Raw genomic sequence first — 18,988 nt, forward strand, 5'->3', positions numbered from 1 at the left:
AAGCGCGGCTTCGGCCGCGCTTTTCTTTTTCGGGGCACTCGCGGCCTGAGTCGAGGCAAAACCGAGGTCTTCGGCGCCCTTCACGCATTCTCTCCGGCCTCGAGGCGCGCGATAATCCTGTCGAGCTTGGCGTTTGCCTCCTCGCGGTTCACCGCATAGCCATAGGGTTCGCCGACCTCTGTGCCCCAAGGCACGAGGATGTCGAATTCGACGTTCTTCAACAGGGCGAGGCTGTCGAGATAGGCCGCGCGGTCGCTGTCGTCGAGGAGGGCGGCCTTCCATTCACCGCCCTGTACCCAGATGCTGTCGCCGGGAAAGAGGACGCGGAGGTCGCCGTTGTTCCAGAGGAACATCGTCGTTCCGGGCGTATGACCGGGCGTCGGGATGATCTCAAGGTCATCGCCGATCATGTGCCGGTCGGCAAACGTCCCGGCGACCGGCAGGTCGACCCGGTTCCGGTCCGCCTCGTGAACCCAGACAGGCACATCGAGACGGGGTGCGCCGTACATCGCCTCGTGGTGGTGGTTCATCAAGAGGCGCTCTGGGCGCCCGATGGCGAGCATCTGGTCCTTGGCGTCGCTGATCGCGGGCGCGTTGTACAGGATCACGTTGCCCTGTGGGCGTTCCAGCAGGAAGGCGCGCACCACGACGCCGTCGAGGAACGGCAACGGTGCGGTTGGTGTTCCGTGCAGGCCACGGATCGTGGATTGCAGCCCCGTGGATTCGTCGCCGTAGTAGAGATCATCCGTCAACGGTCGTTCTCCTTTTTCGTGGATCGTCTTGGGAAGGGCGGCTGGCCTGCTCGGCATCCTCCGCAGTCGGCGCGTCGGAGAGATGGGCCTCGATGCGGCGGAGCGCCTGCGTCACCGTGGCGATTTCATCGCGATCGAGTGCGGCGCCGGCCAGGGCCCCGCCCCAGGCCTCGCGCATGCGCAGGCTGTTCTTGATCGCGCGGTCGGTCGGGTGCAGATGCACGATGCGCGCGTCATCGGGATCGCTGCGCCGCTCCAGCAAGCCCTTTGACACCAGCCCTTTCAGCACGCGGCTGAAGTTGCTGCTGGGCAGGCCGCAGGCATCGGCCGCGGCCCGGGCGGATATTCCGTGCGCTCGTCCGACACAGCGCATTACCGTGATTTCGGTCGCGGTGCAGGGTCCCGGCTCCAGGGCCGTCGGAGCGGGCAACCGCCTCGCCACTGCGTGCACCAGGTCGGCCAGTTCGTAGAGGTCTGCAGTATGCTCTTCGGGCATCGCAATCTCAATTTGTTATCACTCGATAGTTGTCAGGTAATAGTGAAGGGCGATGCGTCAAGAGTAATGCGCTTCCATCCGGGCTGTCGCGAGAACCATGTTCGGAGCTTGACGGGGCATGAACATGGACCGGGGGCACGGGTTGGCTTGCCTCGGGGCCGCCCCGCTCCTATACGGGCGCAACCAGGCAAGTGAGAGCGGGCAGGCGTGAAATACAGGCGCGAGATCGACGGGCTGAGGGCGGTGGCCGTGCTGCCGGTGATCCTGTTCCATGCCGGGCTGACCTTCTGGAGCGGCGGGTTCGTCGGGGTCGACGTGTTCTTCGTGATCTCCGGTTACCTGATCACCACGATCCTGATCGACGAGCGGGAGAGGGGCACCTATTCGCTGCTGGGATTCTACGAGCGCCGGGCGCGGCGCATCCTGCCGGCGCTGTTTCTCGTGCTGATCGCCTGTATCCCCTTTGCGTGGATGTGGGTGCCGCCCTATCCGTTCGAGGACTTCGCCCGCAGCCTGGCCTTTGCCGCGCTCTTCATCTCGAACGTGCATTTCCTGGAGCACGGCGGGTATTTCGACCTGAACGCCGATCTCCGGCCGCTGCTGCATACGTGGAGCCTGGCGGTGGAGGAGCAGTATTACCTGCTGTTTCCGCTGGTGCTGTTCTGCCTGCGCAGGTTCCGGAAAGTGAAATACCTGGTCGGGTTCACGCTATTGGCGCTGGCGTCGCTGGCGGTGGCGGAGTGGGGGTGGCGGAACTATCCGAGCCAGAATTTCTATTTCACGCCCTCGCGGTTGTGGGAATTGCTGGCCGGGTCGATCTGTGCCGCGATCCTGTACCGGCGGACGCAGATGAAAAGCGAGATACTCGCCGCGCTGGGGCTGGCGATGATCCTGTTCTCGACGGTGGTCTTCGACGCGGCCCTGCCGTTTCCGTCGCTCTACACGCTGGTGCCGGTGGTGGGGACGTGCCTGATCATCCTCTTTGCCGAGGGCGGGACGATGACGGCACGGGTTCTGTCGATCAAACCCTTCGTGGGGATCGGGCTGATCAGCTACAGCGCCTACCTGTGGCATCAGCCGATCTTTGCCTTTGCCCGTATTCGCCATGCGGAGGAGGTTCCGGACTGGGCGATGATGGGGCTGGCGGTTCTGGCTCTGGTACTGGCGTGGGTGAGCTGGCGGTTTATCGAACAGCCATTCCGGGGCAAGGCCGCGTGGATATTGCCGACACGGCGCGGCATGCTGGGCGCGAGCCTTGCGGGGATCGTGGCTTTCGCGGCCTTCGGCTTCTGGGGGCTGGTGAAAGAGGGGTTCACGTCGCGCATCGATTTCGAAGGGTCGCCCTATCTTGCGCGGCTTTACACGCAGACCACGGAACACGGCTCTGCCGCGGGGCTGTGCCCTGAGGCGAGTTCGCCGATCCTGCGCGACCTGTGCCCGGCCTACGAACCGGAGACGCCCGAGACCCGTATCGCGCTGTTGGGCGACAGTCACGCGCGGGTTTTCCTTCCGGCGTTCGAGCCGGCCTCGGAAGAGCTCGACGCGACGATCCTGCTGGGGGACAAGCCGGGTTGTCCGCCCTTATTGGGGGTGCATCTGGCCCGTGGTGGCGGCGATGCGCGGATCTGCCGTCAGGCGGTGGACCGGTTTGCGCAACAGGTGCGCGAGACGGGTGTGGACACGGTTGTGCTGATCGCGCGGTGGAGCCTGTATGTCAGCGGCGACTATGACGGGATCGACCCGCGGTCGCAATTGGTGCCGGAACCGGGGGCGCGGTTCATGTCAGAGGCCGACCACGTGGCAGCGTTCGAAGAGGGGCTGCGCCAGACCTTCGCGTATTACGCGGAGGCGGGCGTTCGGGTGATCGTGGTCTCGCAGATACCGCAGCAGCGGATCATTCCGGGGATCCTCGTGCAGAACGCGATGCTTCTGGGGCTGGAGGAAGAGGCGGCGCGGCACCGGTTCGAGGAGAGCTTCGTGACGCGGGAGGCGAGCGACGCGCTGCAGGCCCGGGCGCGCGGGATCATGGCCGAGGTGGCGGGAGAGCATGGCGTTCCGGTCGTGACACTGGACGAGGCTTTCGTCGAAGGCGACCGGTTCGCCTGGCTCGACGGCGACGATTCGCTTTACATGGATGATGACCACGTCTCGGAAATCGGAGCCGAGCGGCTGGCGCCCCTGGTGTTGGAGGCGCTCAGCCGTCCGGTGGAATGAGGCCGAGCCCCCGCAGGTAGATGCCGATACCGGATTCGAGCAGGTCTTCGGGCGGGAAGGGGCTTTGCGTGCCGGGGGAGTTGCGGGCGAAGAGTTCGACCACGCCGTGAGAGAGCGCCCAGACATGGGCCGAGAACATCGAGGGCGGCGGGCGTTTCTCGGGCGGGATGTGCTGGCTCAGCGCCTCGGCCGCGCGTTCCAGCACGGCGCGGGCGCGGCCCGCCACGGCGGCCAGTTCGGGGGTGCGGTTGACCGAGATGCCGCTTTCGAACATGGCGATGTAGTGGCCCGGATACTTGCGGGCGAAGGCGAGGTAGGCGCGGCCTGTCGCCTCGAAACTCGCAAGTGCCGAGGGCTGGCCCCGGTCGTAGGCGAATTGCATCACGTCGGCGAAGATCTCGTAGCCCTGCCGGGCGGCCTCGGCGATCAGGTCGTCGCGGCCGGCGAAGTGGCGATAGACCGCGGCCGGGGTCACGCCGGCGAGCTTGGCGGCCTCGGACAGGGTGAACCCGGTTGGGCCCTTCTCCTCGATCAGGTCGAGCGCGGCTTCGACGAGGGCCTGCCTGAGATTGCCGTGGTGATAGCCGCGTTTACCCATCCCAGATGTCCGGCCCGCCGCAGACCTGCGGGTCGGGCGTTCCAAGCGCCTTGGCGTGCTTGCGGTCGTAGTTGAGGGCAAGCAGCACGCGGCGGATCGCCTCGACCCGGGCGCGGCGCTTGTCGTCGGAGCGGATCACCGTCCAGGGCGCGTGGGCGGAATGGGAGCGCTCGAGCGTTTCGGTGATGGCGGCGGAATACTCGTCCCACTTGTAGAGACCTTCGACGTCGATCCGGCTGAGTTTCCACTGTTTGAGCGGGTCGCCTTCGCGCTTGAGGAAGCGGCGGAGCTGTTCGGCGCGGCCGACATTCAGCCAGAACTTGAAGAGGTGGATACCTTCATCGACCAGCATTTTCTCGAATTCGTTGACCTGTCGGAAGAAATGTTCGCGCTCGGCATCGGAGCAGAATCCGAAGACCTTTTCGACGACGCCCCGGTTGTACCAGCTTCGGTCGAAGAACACGATCTCGCCGCCGGCGGGGAGGTGTTCGACGTAGCGCTGGAAATACCACTGCGTCTGTTCGGTGTCGGAGGGTTTGGGAAGGGCGACGATGCGCGCCCCACGAGGATTAAGATATTCCCGGAAGCGCTTGATCGTGCCGCCTTTTCCGGCGGCGTCGCGACCCTCGAAGACGAGGACGACGCGCGTGTTGCTGGCCTTGACCCAGGCCTGGAGCTTGACCAGCTCGATCTGCAGGTTCTCGAGGTCCTTCTCGTAGTGCTTCTTTGGCAGGCGCTCGGAATATGGGTAGCCGGGGGAGAGGATGTCATCCTTGTCGGCGCGCCGGATGGCGTTCCGGACCTCTGCCGGGGCGTGCTGCTCGAAATACTCGGTGATGGCCCCGTCGAATGGCAGCTCCATGCGTGCCTCCCTGTTTTTTCAGTATAATATGGCCGCTCAACCGCCCGGGCGCAATCCGGCGCGTTGGGCTGCACGGCGAATGGCGTCGACCACCGCGTCTTCCTCGGAATGCTGGATCATGTGGCCGGCGCCGTCGAGCGTGGTGAGACGCGCGCCGGGGATGGCCCTGGCCAAGGGTTCGGAATGAATCGACAGGCCAACGGTGTCATCGGCAGTGCCGTGCAGGATCTCGGTTGGGACGTCGATCTGCGGGTAGTGCGGGACGAGCGCGCGGATTTCGTCCAGCAGGTTGGCCCGTTGCAGGGCGTTGGCGCGCAGGCTTTGCCGGCGCAGGGTCAGGCCGGGGCCGAAATGCTTCATGTAGTCTTCTGGTACGGGATCGGGCGTGAATACGGCGCTGACGGCCTGTTCCACGCGGGACTCCGGCACGAAGGCGGTGATCAGCGGGATGATGACCGGGCCGAGGACAGGGTGCGACAGGAGCTTGTAATAGGTCGAGATGCCTGTCGTCCAGGTGTGGGAGGCGGCGGAGAGGGTGACGAGGGCGGACAGGTTTTCAGGGTGGTGCACGGCCCAGGCCAGCGCGACGGCGCCGCCGTAGGAATGGCCGACGACAACGGGTTCATCGGCCCCGAGCCGTGTGGCGGCGGCTGACAGGAGGTCGGCCTGCCGGGTGACGGTGGTGCCGGAGGGGTCGATCCGGTCGGTGTAACCCAGCCCCGGCCGGTCGAAGACGAAGACGCGGAATTCCCTGGCCAGGCGCGGGGCCAGCGACAGGGTCATATCGCGCGTGTTGCCCGAGGCCCCGTGGATCAGCACCAGGTCGGGGCCGCTGCCCATCACCACGGCATGGACCTCGTGGCCCTGCACCTCGATCACCTGCCCCTCGGGCGGGTGCGATGCCTCGGCGCGGGCTTCCTCGGCCCGGGCGCGATACTGGACCACGGCCCAGAACACGGCCAGCCCGAGGGCGAGAAGGGCGAGGATCTTAACGGCCAATGGCATTCAGGTCGAAGGGGGTCGACTGGTAGATCTCGTTGATCCAGTTGCCGTAGAGTAGGTGGGCATGGCTGCGCCAGCGGTTGAGCGGCATCTGCGACGGGTTGTCGTCGGGGTAGTAGTTGCAGGGCACGTTGATGGCCGTGCCGGCGGCGATGTCGCGGTCATATTCCTGCTTGAGCGTGTCGCTGTCATATTCCAGGTGGTTGAAGATGTAGAGCGCCCGGTGGCCGGGGTCCTCGACGAGGCAGGGGCCGACCTCTTCGGAGTGCAGAAGGGTGGTCAGGCCGGGGGCTGCGTCGATCTCGGGTTTGCGCATCTCGGTCCAGCGGCTGACCGGGATCACGCAATCGTCGGAGAAGCCGCGCAGCAGGGGCGAGGCGGGCTTCATGTTGCGGTGGCGGAAACAGCCGAAGGCCTTGTGGTCGAGCATGTGCTTCTCGACCCCGTGGAGGTGCTTGATCATGGCCATCCCGCCCCAGCAGACGCCGAAGGTGGATTGTACGTTGGTCTGGGTCCAGTCGAAAACGCGGCGCAGCTCGTCCCAGTAGGTCACTTCCTCGAAGGCGAGATGTTCGATCGGTGCGCCGGTGATGATCAGCCCGTCGAACTTCTCTCCCGTCGCCTCGACCTCGGCGAAGGGGCGGTAGAAGCTTTCCATGTGCTCGGCCGCGGTGTTGCGGGTCTGGTGTTCGGTCATCCGGATGAGGCTCAACTCGATCTGGAGCGGCGTTGCGCCGATCAGCCGGGCGAACTGGTTCTCGGTCTGGATCTTCTTGGGCATCAGGTTCAGCAGGCCGATGCGCAGCGGGCGGATATCCTGGCGCGAGGCGTGGTCTTCGCTCATGACCATCACGCCCTCGCGCGTCAGCACGTCATAGGCGGGCAGATCGGCGGGAATCTTGATGGGCATGGCGGATATCGTCTTTCTGAAGGTCGGGGCGGGAACGGGTTAGATAGGGGGTCAGACGGTGCGCTCAAGGGCGGTGGCGACGAGCTGATCGAAGTCGCCGGCTGTTCGCAGGCGCGCCATCTCGTCGGCGGAGACGGTGATGCCCCATTTCGCCATCGCCTCGTAGCGCGGCTTGCGGTGGGCCAGCGCCTTGGCATAGGTCCAGCGGATGAAGGCGTCGGGGTCGACATCGGCCTCGGCACAGCCTTTCTGCGCGAGGTAATCGGCCCAGACTTCGTCGAGAAACTCTGGCTGGTAGCACATCGGTTTCGGCGCCTTGTCGAAGCGGCGGATCAACTCCTCGGTATGGGCCTCGTCGCCCTCGATCCGGATCAGCAGGCAGCGCTGGGACAGCTCGGTCAGCAGCGGGTCGTTCGGGTCGTCGCCATCGACCCATTCGCAGATCGAGCCACCGGTATCGCAGATGAAATGCGGATAGCCGTAAAGCGCCTCGGCCCGGTCGATGAAATAGTCGGTGTCCTGCAGCGCCGACATCTCGGCGCGGCGGAACTGTTCCTGCCGGCGGCGGAACTCGTCGATCGGCAGGCCGCCCTTTTCGGGATCGCCGGGCTTGCCGAGATAAGCCGACACGGGCTTGAGGTTATGGAACGAGATGTTCGAGCCGATATAGATCGAGTCGCTCATCAGGAGGTCGCGCAGGAACGGCACCTTCATCGCATGCGCCTTGGCGTTGTCGATGATGAACTCGCCCATGTAGCGGGTGCCGATGCGGTAGTCGATCGAGTAGTGAAACCAGTCGCCGGCGTCGCGCAGCATGTTCGACAGGTGGGTCTTGCCGAGCCCGGACATGCCGTAGACGAGGACCCGCTTGCGGGCCGCGCCCAGCCACTCGTCTGCAGAGGCGTAAATCATGGTGTGGTCCCTTTCTGACAGGCTTGGTAGCCAGTGCCGGGGCAGGGGTCAAACCACAAAGCGAAGGGGCAAAGGAAAACCCCGCCCGAATGGGGCGGGGTTTAGAATTCGTCGGGCGTGTGCGGCTCAGTTGAGCGCGACGCGGACCTTGAGGCCGACACTGACGGCGTTGTTGTCCTGGAAATTGCCGACCGGCGTGTCGGGCGTGCCGACTTCCGGAAGCGCGTTGCCCAGCCACGTGTAGCGCACGCCACCGGAGATATCGATCCGCTCGGTGACCTTGTACTGGCCGCCAACCGAGATCGCGGTCTGACCGTTGGTCGGGGCGAGCGGCGAGACCAGGCTGTCGCTGCCGCCATCCTCGTAGGAGACCGAGACGCTGCCGGAGAAGCGTTCGGAGAAGCGGCGGCCGACGCCGATCTCGTAGGTGGTGACGCTGTCGAGCTGGGCCAGGTTCGGCACCGGGCTCGGCGGGTTCAGCGTGAAGGCTTCCCAGTCCGCCCAGCGGATCGAGCCGAAGACCAGCGTGTTCTGGTTGATGCCCGACTGCGCCGCCAGTTCGAAGGATTGCGGGATCTCGACATTGGTGATGCCGGTGCCGACCGGGGTGCCGGTGCCGCCCGCCGTGGTCGGAATGTTCTCGACCGTGCCCATGCGCAGGTCGACCGCCGAGTGGTAGGTGCCCGACACGCGCAACGCGTATTCCGGAATCTCGTAGGCCGCGCCGATGACGTAGCCGGTGCCGTTGTTGCTGTTGAAGCGGACGGTGTAGCCGCTCAACCCTGCACCGGCGTAGGCCAGGCCGGAGAGGCGGATCGTGCCGTCGGCCTTGACCGTGCGCGGGCCACCGTAGACCGAGAAGCGGTCGGTGAACTTGTATTTCAGGATCGCGGTCAGCGAGGCCGTATCGGCCTTGGCGAAGGTGCCGCCCAGAAGGGTCGCGCCCGGGTTGCCGCCATAGACCGTGTCGGCGCCGTAGGGCTGGTCGGCGATGACGGCGAAGGTCAGGCGTTCGCCGAAATCGATCTTGACGGCTGAGCCCAGCACGCCGAAATCGTTCCCGACATTGCCAATGGCGTTGCCGCCGAAATCGACGCCGGTCAGGTCGGGCATGGTGAAACCGTACGAGACTTCGGCGAAGCTGCCCTGCTCGAAGATCTGGTCGATGGGGGTGTAGCTGCGGTCAAGCCCGCCTGCGCTGGCCGCGCCCGCACTCAGGGCGAGTGCTACGGCTGTCGAGGTCAATTTTTGCATGTGCTCTCCTCCGGAAATTGAGATCACGCTACCAGCCTTGCACGCTTAATCAATTTTGACGCGGCGTCAGAGATGTAACGGCACTGCGACGGTGTCCGGCCCGCAACATATTTGTCACGGTTTTCACCCTCGGGAATGTTTTTTTCGCGTCTGGAACCAAAGGTTCAGATAGTTCGCCCCGAAGATCAGGCCGGCGCCGAGGATGACGAAGATGTCGACCGCTTCCTCGTAGACCAGCAGGCCGATCACCGCGATCACCGGCAACCGAAGGAAATCCACCGGCGTGATGAGGGTGGCCGGCGCGATGGACAGCGCCGTCGTGAGGCAGAAATGCGCGGTCAGCCCGCCAAGGGCGATGAGCCCCAGCCAGGGCACGGACCCGGCCGAGGGCAGGGCGATATCCCCGTCGAACCCGGCGCAGGCCAGGCCGAAGAAGGACTGGGTCAGCGTCATCCAGAACAGGATGCAGGTCAGGGTTTCGGTGCGGGTCAGGCGCTTGGTGAAGATGATCGAGCCGGCAAAGCAGACGGCCGCGCCGGCGGCCGAGAGCGTGCCGATATTCAGCGTGTCGGGGCTGGGCCGGGCGACGATCAGGATGCCGATGAAGCCGATCAGCGCGGCAAGGATGCGCACGCGGGTCAGCTTCTCGCCCAGAAGGAGGGGCGAGAGCACCAGCACCCAGAGCGGCGAGGTGAACTCGAGCGCGAAGACCTGGGCCAGCGGGATGAGCGTAATGGCGTAGAACCAGAGGTTCTGGCCCGCGAAGTGGAAGACGTTCCTGACAAGCTGCGTGCCCGGCTTGCGCAGGCTGACCTGGGCCAGGGTGCCGATCGCGGGGGTGACGGCCATGACAATCAGGAAGCCGATGATGCTGCGGTACATCATGATTTCGAACGTATCGAGTTCGAAGCTGACGGTGCGTCCAGCCACGGCCATGGTGGAGAAGGAGACAACTGCCCCCAGCATCCACAGGGCGGCGCGCAACACCTGCGCAGTATCGGTCTCGGCGGGGCCGTTCGGATCGGGATACACGGCCACGGCTCAGACCCGCACGGCCCGGGCACCCGGCGTGACGGCGCGCCCGAAAGAAGGGGGAGATGAGGTCATGGGTCAGCCGGGGTTGCGCCGCGATGGGCCGGAAGAAAAGGCCACGGTGGCGCCGCGGCAGGTGTTACCTTCCCGTCCGTAGCAGACGTTTGAACCGGCGCCAATAATCCAGAGCACCGAAAGCGAACCAGTGCAGCGGCGAGTAGTTGCCCGTGTAGTGACGGAGAAAGCGGGGCAGAACCTGGATGTCCTCTGTCTTGATGGTGGTGGGGTGCCAGTGGAACGGGAGTTCGTCGAAATTCGACAGGACCGTACCGTCATAACCCACGAAGACGAAATTGCGGGCGCCCGTATCGGCGAGATCCTCGACAGGCGGCGGCGTGGCGTTCGTCACCCGGTCGAGGAAATCCTCGCGCACGGCGATCAGGTTACCGCCCTGGATACAGACCGTGCGATAGCCTTTTTCCTGCGCGAGATCGTCGATTGCCTTGACGCCGTTGCCCTGGTTGACGGTGAAATCTGGCGGCTGGACATAGGGGATATCGACGGGGATGGTCGGGTTGAACTCGATGATGACCAGCTTGGGTCGGTAATTCTCGAGGCTTTGCCAGACATGGTAGTCACAGCTGTCGATATCGATCGACAGCATGTCGAAATCTTCCGGCAGATCGGTCTCGCCGAGGATCCGGTCGAGCCGGGCATCGCCGTCGAGCGTGACGAGCCGGTTGACCTTGACGACCTCGTCACCCGGGAAATTCCCGCAGAGCTGCTTGTAGCGCTTCGTGTCGGCCTCGATCATCACGGCGCGGAAGCCGTGTTCGCGGATCAGGTTGCAGGTATTGGACAGGTGCACCCCGTCCCAGGCGCCGAACTCGACGCACCATTTCTCGCGATCCGCATCGAAAACGCCGAGCCGGCGCAGGATCTCGTGCAGGATGCCGTCTTGCCCGCCTTGCGAATAGGCGTCCCAGGCATAGGAATTGAGGGGGTGGAATGCGTCAGATTGGTGCGACGTCGCCTCTGCGTGCGACGCCGATGGGTGGGCTTGCATATTTACTCCATTTCCGGTCTTGCCGAGGCAGACCAACTCGTACTGTACTGTTCAACATCGCAAATCCGCTTCCGAAACAAAGGGGCGGCTGAGGCAGATATGCGGTGTTGCCTTGGTCTTCCCCTAACGTTAACGCCCGGGCCGGCATCAGGTTCCGTGTCCGTCAGGATCGGTTTTCGCGCTGCATCACCGGCCGGGGCGGGCCGAGGTCGCGCCAGGCCGGGCAGCCGGGCTCATTCCCATTCGATCGTGCCCGGCGGTTTCGAGGTGATGTCGTAGGTGACGCGGTTGATTCCCTTCACCTCGTTGATGATCCGGGTCGCCGTTTCGCCGAGGAATTCGTGGCTGAACGGGTAGTAATCGGCGGTCATGCCGTCGACACTGGTCACGGCGCGCAGAGCGCAGGCGTAGTCGTACGTGCGCCCGTCGCCCATGACGCCCACGGTGCGCACCGGCAGAATGGCGACAAAGGCCTGCCAGATCTCGTCATACAGCCCGTGCTTGCGGATCTGGTCGATATAGACCGCGTCGGCCTTGCGCAGGATGTCGAGCTTGTCCCTGGTGATCTCGCCGGGGCAGCGGATGGCAAGGCCGGGGCCCGGGAAGGGGTGGCGACCGATGAAACTTTGCGGCAGGCCGAGTTCCCGGCCGAGTGCGCGGACCTCGTCCTTGAACAGCTCCCGCAGGGGTTCGACCAGTTTCAGCCCCATCTTTTCCGGCAGGCCGCCCACGTTGTGGTGCGACTTGATGGTGACCGACGGGCCGCCCGAGAAGGAGACCGACTCGATCACGTCCGGATAGAGCGTACCCTGGGCCAGGAAATCGGCGTTCTCGATCTCGTTGGCGTGTTTCTGGAACACGTCGATGAAAAGCCGGCCGATGGTTTTTCTCTTTTGTTCCGGGTCGCTTATGCCCTCAAGTTCACCCAGGAAAAGCTCCGACTCGTCGGCATGGATGAGGGGAATGTTGTAGTGGTCGCGGAACATGGTCGTGACCTCTTCGGCCTCGCCCAGCCGCAGGAGGCCGTGGTCGACGAAGACACAGGTCAGCTGGTCGCCGATGGCCTCGTGAATGAGCACGGCGGCGACCGAGCTGTCGACCCCGCCGGAGAGGCCGCAGATCACCCGCCGGTCGCCCACCTGTTCGCGGATCTTGGCGATTGCCTCGTCGCGATAGGCGGCCATCGTCCAGTCGCCGGTGAAACCGGCCAGCTTGACGAAATTGGCATAGAGGGTCTTGCCGTTGGGGGTGTGGTGCACCTCGGGGTGGAACTGGACCGCGAAGAAGTTTTTCTTCGTGTCCGCGGTGATGGCGAATGGGGCGTAGGGCGAGGTGCCGTAGACCTCGAAGCCCGGCGCGATGGCAGAGACGTGATCGCCGTGGCTCATCCAGACCTGTTCGCGGCCGTCGGTGGCGGCGAACCAGCCGTCGAGCAGCGGCAGGCGTTCGTCCGACGGCGTGACATAGGCACGGCCGAATTCGGCGGTGCCGTCGCCGCGTTCGACATTGCCGCCGAGCATCTGCATCATCACCTGCTGGCCGTAGCAGATGCCGAGGATGGGTACGCCCAGGTCGAAGACCTTTTCCGGCGGGCGGGGCGAGCCCTCGTCTATGACCGAGGCGGGGCCGCCGGAGAAGATCACGGCCTTGGGCGCGAAGGTATCGAGAAACGCGTCCGTCACCTGCTGGAACGGGTGGATTTCGCAGTAGACGTTGAGTTCGCGCAGGCGGCGGGCGATCAGCTGGGTGACCTGGCTGCCGAAGTCGATGATGAGAAGGCGGTCGTGCGGTGTCTGGCTCATACCTTGCCTAGTATGGCGGGCGGCGCTTGCGCGCAAGACCTGCGTGCGCGCCGTTGCCGTCAAAGCCCGATTAACCGAATCCGGTTAGGATTTTCCTGCGCGAGGTGCTGCCCCGTTCTGCGCAAATTTGACCGCGGATGTCGGTTTTGGCCGGGCAAAGCCGCAAATCCGCCGTGTGCGACAGAATGATGAAGATAAAAGCGGGCAAACGGCGCCGATGGGGCCGGAGTCGGGACCAAGGAGACCTGTTCATGAGCGAAGCAGCAGCCCGCAGACGAGGCCGTGGCGGCGGCGGTGCCGCCCGCCGCGCCGAACGTACGGCCGTCAGCATCGAAACCGCCAAGTATATCGAGCGCAATATCCCGCTCTTCGAGGTGCTGAACGAAGAGGCGCTCGACATCATAGAACAGAATGCCGAGACCGTGCTCGAGGAGATCGGCGTCAACTTCGTCGAGAACCCCAAGGCGCTGCAGCGCTGGCGCGAGGTTGGGGCGGATGTCGATGGCGAGCGTGTCCGCATTCCGCGCGGCCTTGCGCGGGAGCTGATCAAGACCGCGCCCAGCGAATATACCCAGCACGCCCGCAACCCCGAGCGCAGTGTCGTCGTCGGCGGGCGCAACCTGGTCTGTGCGCCGGTCTACGGCCCGCCCTTCGTGCGCGACATGGACCATGGCCGCCGTTACGCCACGATGGACGATTTCGAGAAGTTCGTGAAGCTGGGCTACATGTCGCGCTGGCTGCACCATTCGGGCGGCACGGTTTGCGAACCGACCGACATTCCGGTGAACAAGCGCCATCTCGACATGCTCAAGGCGCATATGACCCTGTCGGACAAGCCTTTCATGGGCTCTGTCACCGATCCGAGCCGGGCACAGGACAGCGTGGACATGTGCGGCATACTCTTCGGTGAGGATTTCGTGCGCGACAACACGGTGATGACCTCGCTGATCAACATCAACTCGCCGATGACCTTCGACGAGGTGATGATGGGGGCGCTGGAAGTCTATGCGAAGAACAACCAGGCCTGCATCATCTCGCCCTTCATCGTCGGCGGCGCGATGGCGCCGGTGTCGGTGGCGGGCACGCTGACCCAGGTTTTGGCCGAGGTGCTGGCGGGGATCGCCTATTCGCAGATCATCCGCCCCGGCGCGCCGGTCATTTTCGGGGCCTTCGTGACCTCGATCGACATGAACAGCGGCGCGCCCACCTTCGGCACGCCCGAGGCGTCGCTGATCACTTACGGCGCGGGGCAGCTTGCCCGGCGCTATGGTTTGCCGTACCGGTCCGCCGGGTCGTTCAACGGCTCGAAACTGCCGGATGCGCAGGCGGCCTACGAGTCGGCCAACAGCCTCAATCTCGGTCTGCTGTCGGGCGTGAACTTCATGCTGCACTCCTGCGGCTGGCTGGAAGGGGGGCTTGTCTCCAGCTTCGAGAAGTTCGTGATGGATGCCGACCAGCTCGGCGCGCTTCAGAACATGGCGCGCGGCGTCGACATGACCGAGAACGGGCAGGCGATGGACGCGATTCGCGAGGTTGGGCCGGGCGGCCATTACCTTGGCTGCGCCCACACCCAGGCGAACTTCAAGCAATCCTTCTGGCGCTCGGACCTGCTCGATTACAAACCCTACGAGCAATGGGCCGAAGAAGGCGAACGCGATACGATGACGCTCGCCAACGTCAAGGTGAAGCAGACGCTGGCGAACTATCAGCAGCCGGCGCTCGATCCGGCGATCTCGGAAGCGCTCGACGCTTTCGTCGCCGACAAGAAGGCCTCGATGCCCGACGCCTTTTCCTGATCCGGACGGGCGGCGGCGCGCATGCGCCGCACCTCGCCCAGGATAGCGATGACCACATCGACATGGCGCGCCGGCGAATAGCCGGCGTAGCCATGTCTGCGGAGCTGGTTCAGCTCCTCCTCGATCTCGAGCAGTGTTTCGAGGATTGCCTCGCTGTCGGGATGATGCAGATCGCCCAGGTGGCGGCGCAGGGTTCGCTCCCGACAGTAGGTTGCAACGCCGAGGCGCGCCGCCTCGATCAAAAGGGCAGGGCGCCGCAGGTGGGCGAGATCGGGGATTGTGGGGGTCATGGCAGTCTCCGGTCCTGGCAGAATGACGTTTGGACGGAGCAATCTGGCACAACCTGACATCGTGTTGCGCAGGTCGCGTGATCACCGAACGGTTGTGTTTCCGTTTGTTTACCAATTCGCAACGATGATGACCGAACCGTTCTTAGTTAACCAACCGGTAATAAATGAGACCTTAACTCGAGCGGCTTCCGCGGGGTGGCCGCGGACTTGGGGACCATCTGTTGCCGACAGAGATCAGGAGGAGACGGCATGTCACATGTCTCGCCTTCCGCCGACATTGCGGAACAGTTGCCGTGCTGGGTGCCAAAGGAGGCGCTGGCCTATCTTCTTCACACCGAAACCGGCCAGCCGATCCGGGCGCTGGCCCGGGAAGCGGGCGTTCACGCCTCGACCGTTCTGCGACAGGTGCGGGCGCTCGAGGCGCGCCGGGAAGACATCCTTGTCGACCAGGGGCTCAGCCGGCTGGGCCGCCGCGTGCTTGCCGCCGAGGCGCGGGCGCTGGACGCCGATCCGAACGTGCCTTCGACGGACGAGCTTTCCCAGGAGGCGCGGCGCGTGCTGCGGCTGTTGTGCGAGCCGGGGGCGGTGCTGGCGGTTGCGGCGGAGATGGACAAGGCCGTCGTCGTCGCCGAGAGCGGAGATGGCGGCACGACGCGCCGCCTCGTCGTCGACCATGCCGCGGCCGAGGCGATGGCGCTGGCGGGCTGGATCGCCTGCGAAGACCCCGCCCGCGTGTCACGGTATCGCATAACGGCGGCGGGGCGCGATGCGCTCAAGCGGATGGTGGCAGATGCCGAGAACCGCGCCTTCGGTTTCGGCGAGGCGCCCGCAAGGTTCGAGCACGCGCCGGTCGCGAAATCGCGGACGGTTTCCGGCGCACATCCGGCGTTTCGCAACCGTTGCCTGCCTGCGGAAACCCCGCTGACCCTGCTGGCGCGGCGCCGTGACCGGAGCGGGCGGAAGTTCCTGTCCGACGACCTGGTGCGCGCCGGGGAGCGGTTGCGCGAAGATTACGAGATGGCCGATATCGGCAGCCGCGAGGATGAAGGCTGGGACAGGTTCCTGACCAAGGCCGAAGCCGCGCGGTCGAAGCATGGCGGTGCCACCGCGGCGCGGGCGCGGGTGCTTGGTGCGCTTCGCGATCTCGGGCCGGGCCTGGGCGACGTGGCGTTGCGGTGCTGCTGCCATCTCGAAGGGCTGGAAAGCGCCGAGAAGAAGATGGGCTGGTCGGCGCGGTCGGGGAAGGTGGTGCTGCGCATTGCCCTTCAACGGTTGCGGCGTCATTATGACCGGCTGGGCGATGACGGCACGCTAATGGGGTGACCGAGCGCTAGCCGGCGACGAGCCACCCGACGCCAAAGGCCACGAGCGCACAGATCGCACCGACGAGAACCGTCTCGCCGACGGAGCGGAACAGCCGCTCGCCGGTGGCGTTCCAGCGCAGCAATCCGAGGCTGACCAGAGCCAGTGCCGTCGCGATGACCGACAGCAGAAAGGTGCGGTCGTCGGGCGGCAGAAGGAAATAGGGCGTCAGAGGGATCGATCCGAAGACCACGAAGGAGAGGAAGGTGGACAGGCCGCTGATAAGCGGGTTGTCCTCTTCCGGATGTGACATGCCGAACTCGTAGGTCATCATCATGTCGGCCATGATGTCGGGGTGGCGCGAGAGAATCCCGGCCGCGGTGTCGGCCTCGCCCGCGGGAATGCCGCGCTGGCGGAGGATCTCGAACAGCTCCATCCTTTCGTGATCCGGGTCGTTGGCGATCTCTTCCAGCTCGCTCTGCCGGCGTGCGCGGTAGAGATCGTGCTGTGACCTGAGCGAGAGGTATTCGCCGAGCCCCATGCTGACCGCATCGGCGAAGAGGTTCGCCAGCCCGAAAACCAGCACCGCCAGTCCGCCGACCTGGGCCACCCCGTCGGCAGCCGCTCCGGCAAAGCCCGCCACGATGGCGAAGGTGGTCACGATCCCGTCATTTCCGCCGTAGACGAGCTGCTTGAGATGTTCCTGCGTCCGGCCGAGCTTGTGCGCCTCGCGCCTGTGTGCCTGCCAATCCATATGATGCCTGTCGTTCCGGGGAAACCATGTGCGCCCGGACAAGATACGGGGCCGGCCGGGTGGCGCAACCGGTGAATGGGCCGGGCAGGGAGGTGGGCACTCGTTACGCCGTGGCGCCGCAGCATCCGGTGCGGCCGCAGAACTGGTACATCCCACCGCGATGCATTATGCAGGGGAGGAGTTACCAAACAGTTCGCGGGGGAAATTCCGTGCGTGACATCAAGATCCCACAACAGCGCCATCCCGAGAAGGCCCATCGCCCCGACAATGCGCAGCCGAAGAAGCCGCATTGGATCAGGGTGAAGGCTCCGGACGGCGACGGCTATCGCGAGACGAAGAGAATCATGCGCGAGCACAAGCTCGTGACGGTCTGCGAGGAAGCGGGCTGCCCGAACGCGGGCGAATGCTGGAACCAGGGCCACGCCACCATGATGATCATGGGCGACACCTGTACGCGGGCCTGCAGCTTCTGCAATATCGCGACCGGCAAGCCGCCCGAGGCGCTGGACCCGTTCGAGCCGGGACGGGTGGCCGATGCCGTTCAGAAACTGGGGCTGAACCACGTGGTGATCACCTCGGTCGACCGGGATGACGTCGATGACGGCGGCGCGGCCCATTTTGCCCAGACGATCCGCGCGATCCGGCACCGCAGCCCCGGCACCACGATCGAGATCCTGACGCCCGATTTCCTGCATTGCGATCCTGCCGTTCTGAAGGTGGTGGTCGATGCGCGGCCGGATGTCTTCAACCACAACCTCGAGACGGTGCCGGGGCTCTACCCCGCGGTGCGGCCGGGGGCGCGGTATTTCCACAGCCTGCGCCTGTTGCAGCGGGTCAAGGAGATGGACCCGACGATCTTTACCAAGTCGGGCATCATGGTCGGCCTGGGCGAGACCCGCGAGCAGGTAAGGCAGGTGATGGACGACATGCGCGCGGCGGATGTCGATTTCCTGACCATCGGCCAGTACCTGCAGCCCACGCCCAAGCACCATGCCGTCGACCGGTTCGTCACGCCCGACGAGTTCGCGGCCTACGAGAAGGCGGCCTTCGGCAAGGGGTTCCTGATGGTGTCGGCGACGCCGCTGACGCGGTCGTCCTACCATGCGGGCGATGATTTCGCGCGCCTCAGCGCCGCGCGGCAGGAGCGGCTCGGCGCCTGAACCGCATCGCCACGCGCATCGGCCTTAAAAAGTCCGAAAAGCAAAAGCACCGGCAGGAATAACCGGCCGGTGCTTTTCGCGAGAATAATCCGTTCTGCGTGAAGCGGGTCTTAGCTGCCCCAGCTGCGCACCGGCCCGCAATCCATGTGGACGAAGTTGCTGCGGGTGTAGCGACCGACGCCGCCGCCATGGCAGGCCATCGCCGCGCGATACATCTGGCTGACCGAGCGCGAACCGAGCCGAAGATCCGCGGCCTGCCCCTTGAGGTGGCGCGAGTTCTTGGCGACACCGCTCGACCGGCTGCGAAGCATGGCGTTGGTTTCCGGGCTGCGATAGCCGGAAATCAGCATGTAGGGCTCGGTGACGTCGAGCATGTTATGCGCCGCGGTCATGATGTCGATGGTGCGAAGATCGATGTTGAGAACGCCATCGGTGCGCCAGTCGCGCATGAAATAGCTGATTTCCTTGACCGCGTCGCGGATATACTCGCCTTCGATCCAGTAGATCGTATCGAGCGTTTCGCCTGTGCGGGGTGCGGTCATCCGAATGCGGCGGATATCGCCGGCGCCCTTCAGAAAACCTGCTGCGTTTGAAAAGGTGGGCGCTGCCACCACGGTGGTTGCTGCGAATGCACCCAGCAGGGCGCGCCGCGTCATGCTCAACGAGCTAACTTCTGTCATGTGTATGCGCCTGTCCCGTCGCTTACCTGTGTTCTCCGCCTTGTGGCGGCTCTGCCATCCATCCCCAGATGTGCGATTTTTATGACATATTCAGTTTTTGCGAAAA

Annotated in this window: 18 protein-coding genes; 4 read left to right on the top strand and 14 right to left on the bottom strand. The window is 64.8% G+C overall.

The annotated features are described in order from the left end of the window. Positions 1 to 80: 80 nt before the first annotated feature. Positions 81 to 752, bottom strand: a complete 672-nt coding sequence (locus tag QUV18_RS17580; RefSeq protein WP_300895372.1) for an MBL fold metallo-hydrolase — start codon at positions 750 to 752, stop codon at positions 81 to 83. Next, positions 742 to 1,248 carry a MarR family transcriptional regulator gene (locus tag QUV18_RS17585; RefSeq protein ID WP_300895374.1) on the bottom strand — a complete coding sequence of 169 codons (507 nt, stop codon included), beginning with the start codon at positions 1,246 to 1,248 and terminating at the stop codon, positions 742 to 744. The genes QUV18_RS17580 and QUV18_RS17585 overlap by 11 nt, the downstream gene beginning before the upstream one ends. Positions 1,249 to 1,455: 207 nt before the next feature. Here QUV18_RS17585 and QUV18_RS17590 point away from each other — a divergent pair, with 207 nt between their 5' ends. After that, the gene (locus tag QUV18_RS17590; protein WP_300895375.1) at positions 1,456 to 3,462 is read left to right on the top strand and encodes an acyltransferase family protein; all 2,007 of its coding nucleotides are present in this window, start codon (positions 1,456 to 1,458) and stop codon (positions 3,460 to 3,462) included. Here QUV18_RS17590 and QUV18_RS17595 read toward each other — a convergent pair. From QUV18_RS17595 to guaA, 9 genes are all read right to left on the bottom strand, one after another. Next, positions 3,443 to 4,060 carry a TetR/AcrR family transcriptional regulator gene (locus QUV18_RS17595; RefSeq protein ID WP_300895377.1) on the bottom strand — a complete coding sequence of 206 codons (618 nt, stop codon included), beginning with the start codon at positions 4,058 to 4,060 and terminating at the stop codon, positions 3,443 to 3,445. The genes QUV18_RS17590 and QUV18_RS17595 overlap by 20 nt on opposite strands. After that, positions 4,053 to 4,922 carry a polyphosphate kinase 2 gene (gene ppk2 / locus QUV18_RS17600; protein ID WP_300895378.1) on the bottom strand — a complete coding sequence of 290 codons (870 nt, stop codon included), beginning with the start codon at positions 4,920 to 4,922 and terminating at the stop codon, positions 4,053 to 4,055. Before ppk2 ends, QUV18_RS17595 begins: the two co-directional genes overlap by 8 nt. 36 nt (positions 4,923 to 4,958) lie before the next feature. Next, complete coding sequence (locus QUV18_RS17605) at positions 4,959 to 5,927, bottom strand: alpha/beta hydrolase (protein WP_300895380.1); 969 nt, start codon at positions 5,925 to 5,927, stop codon at positions 4,959 to 4,961. Beyond that, positions 5,911 to 6,834: a homoserine O-succinyltransferase gene (gene metA / locus QUV18_RS17610; RefSeq protein WP_300895382.1), complete on the bottom strand. Its 924-nt coding sequence runs from the start codon at positions 6,832 to 6,834 to the stop codon at positions 5,911 to 5,913. The genes QUV18_RS17605 and metA overlap by 17 nt, the downstream gene beginning before the upstream one ends. 51 nt (positions 6,835 to 6,885) lie before the next feature. Continuing rightward, on the bottom strand, positions 6,886 to 7,746 hold the full coding sequence (locus tag QUV18_RS17615) for an ATPase (protein WP_300895384.1): 861 nt from the start codon (positions 7,744 to 7,746) through the stop codon (positions 6,886 to 6,888). A gap of 126 nt (positions 7,747 to 7,872) precedes the next feature. Further along, a complete protein-coding gene (locus QUV18_RS17620) occupies positions 7,873 to 9,000 on the bottom strand; it encodes an outer membrane protein transport protein (protein WP_300895385.1) in 1,128 nt (375 codons plus the stop codon). Between the two features lie 123 nt (positions 9,001 to 9,123). Beyond that, positions 9,124 to 10,038 (bottom strand): DMT family transporter, encoded by a 915-nt coding sequence (locus tag QUV18_RS17625; RefSeq protein WP_300895386.1) that lies wholly within the window; start codon positions 10,036 to 10,038, stop codon positions 9,124 to 9,126. Between the two features lie 133 nt (positions 10,039 to 10,171). Then, positions 10,172 to 11,098 carry a hypothetical protein gene (locus QUV18_RS17630; RefSeq protein WP_300895388.1) on the bottom strand — a complete coding sequence of 309 codons (927 nt, stop codon included), beginning with the start codon at positions 11,096 to 11,098 and terminating at the stop codon, positions 10,172 to 10,174. Between the two features lie 233 nt (positions 11,099 to 11,331). Then, positions 11,332 to 12,900: a glutamine-hydrolyzing GMP synthase gene (guaA, locus tag QUV18_RS17635; RefSeq protein ID WP_300895389.1), complete on the bottom strand. Its 1,569-nt coding sequence runs from the start codon at positions 12,898 to 12,900 to the stop codon at positions 11,332 to 11,334. A 251-nt stretch (positions 12,901 to 13,151) separates the two neighbouring features. Here guaA and QUV18_RS17640 point away from each other — a divergent pair, with 251 nt between their 5' ends. Beyond that, positions 13,152 to 14,696, top strand: coding sequence for a trimethylamine methyltransferase family protein (locus tag QUV18_RS17640; protein WP_300895390.1), 1,545 nt, complete (start codon positions 13,152 to 13,154; stop codon positions 14,694 to 14,696). On the opposite strand, the gene QUV18_RS17645 is transcribed toward QUV18_RS17640, so the two are convergent. Beyond that, complete coding sequence (locus tag QUV18_RS17645; RefSeq protein WP_300895392.1) at positions 14,606 to 14,986, bottom strand: DUF6477 family protein; 381 nt, start codon at positions 14,984 to 14,986, stop codon at positions 14,606 to 14,608. The two genes, QUV18_RS17640 and QUV18_RS17645, sit on opposite strands and share 91 nt — an antisense overlap. Before the next feature lie 249 nt (positions 14,987 to 15,235). On the opposite strand from QUV18_RS17645, the gene QUV18_RS17650 reads away from it, so the two are divergent. Continuing rightward, positions 15,236 to 16,309, top strand: coding sequence for a DUF6456 domain-containing protein (locus tag QUV18_RS17650; protein ID WP_300895394.1), 1,074 nt, complete (start codon positions 15,236 to 15,238; stop codon positions 16,307 to 16,309). Between the two features lie 7 nt (positions 16,310 to 16,316). Here the strand turns inward: QUV18_RS17650 and QUV18_RS17655 are convergent, their stop codons facing one another. Further along, positions 16,317 to 17,042: a VIT1/CCC1 transporter family protein gene (locus QUV18_RS17655; protein ID WP_300895396.1), complete on the bottom strand. Its 726-nt coding sequence runs from the start codon at positions 17,040 to 17,042 to the stop codon at positions 16,317 to 16,319. A 209-nt stretch (positions 17,043 to 17,251) separates the two neighbouring features. Here QUV18_RS17655 and lipA point away from each other — a divergent pair, with 209 nt between their 5' ends. Beyond that, positions 17,252 to 18,202: a lipoyl synthase gene (lipA, locus tag QUV18_RS17660; RefSeq protein WP_300895397.1), complete on the top strand. Its 951-nt coding sequence runs from the start codon at positions 17,252 to 17,254 to the stop codon at positions 18,200 to 18,202. A gap of 110 nt (positions 18,203 to 18,312) precedes the next feature. Here lipA and QUV18_RS17665 read toward each other — a convergent pair whose 3' ends face one another. Beyond that, positions 18,313 to 18,882, bottom strand: a complete 570-nt coding sequence (locus tag QUV18_RS17665; RefSeq protein WP_300895399.1) for a DUF882 domain-containing protein — start codon at positions 18,880 to 18,882, stop codon at positions 18,313 to 18,315. Between the last annotated feature and the right edge of the window lie 106 nt (positions 18,883 to 18,988).

Source organism: Roseovarius sp. (assembly GCF_030373445.1).
Lineage (GTDB): Bacteria > Pseudomonadota > Alphaproteobacteria > Rhodobacterales > Rhodobacteraceae > Roseovarius.

Excerpts from the sequence above, each read along its gene's own strand:
- QUV18_RS17585 (WP_300895374.1), bottom strand. The coding sequence starts at position 1,248 with ATGCCCGAAGAGCATACTGCAGACCTCTACGAACTGGCCGACCTGGTG.
- QUV18_RS17595 (WP_300895377.1), bottom strand. The coding sequence starts at position 4,060 with ATGGGTAAACGCGGCTATCACCACGGCAATCTCAGGCAGGCCCTCGTC.
- ppk2 (WP_300895378.1), bottom strand. The coding sequence starts at position 4,922 with ATGGAGCTGCCATTCGACGGGGCCATCACCGAGTATTTCGAGCAGCAC.
- QUV18_RS17605 (WP_300895380.1), bottom strand. The coding sequence starts at position 5,927 with ATGCCATTGGCCGTTAAGATCCTCGCCCTTCTCGCCCTCGGGCTGGCC.
- metA (WP_300895382.1), bottom strand. The coding sequence starts at position 6,834 with ATGCCCATCAAGATTCCCGCCGATCTGCCCGCCTATGACGTGCTGACG.
- QUV18_RS17615 (WP_300895384.1), bottom strand. The coding sequence starts at position 7,746 with ATGATTTACGCCTCTGCAGACGAGTGGCTGGGCGCGGCCCGCAAGCGG.
- QUV18_RS17620 (WP_300895385.1), bottom strand. The coding sequence starts at position 9,000 with ATGCAAAAATTGACCTCGACAGCCGTAGCACTCGCCCTGAGTGCGGGC.
- QUV18_RS17630 (WP_300895388.1), bottom strand. The coding sequence starts at position 11,098 with ATGCAAGCCCACCCATCGGCGTCGCACGCAGAGGCGACGTCGCACCAA.
- guaA (WP_300895389.1), bottom strand. The coding sequence starts at position 12,900 with ATGAGCCAGACACCGCACGACCGCCTTCTCATCATCGACTTCGGCAGC.
- QUV18_RS17640 (WP_300895390.1), top strand. The coding sequence starts at position 13,152 with ATGAGCGAAGCAGCAGCCCGCAGACGAGGCCGTGGCGGCGGCGGTGCC.
- QUV18_RS17645 (WP_300895392.1), bottom strand. The coding sequence starts at position 14,986 with ATGACCCCCACAATCCCCGATCTCGCCCACCTGCGGCGCCCTGCCCTT.
- QUV18_RS17650 (WP_300895394.1), top strand. The coding sequence starts at position 15,236 with ATGTCACATGTCTCGCCTTCCGCCGACATTGCGGAACAGTTGCCGTGC.
- QUV18_RS17655 (WP_300895396.1), bottom strand. The coding sequence starts at position 17,042 with ATGGATTGGCAGGCACACAGGCGCGAGGCGCACAAGCTCGGCCGGACG.
- QUV18_RS17665 (WP_300895399.1), bottom strand. The coding sequence starts at position 18,882 with ATGACAGAAGTTAGCTCGTTGAGCATGACGCGGCGCGCCCTGCTGGGT.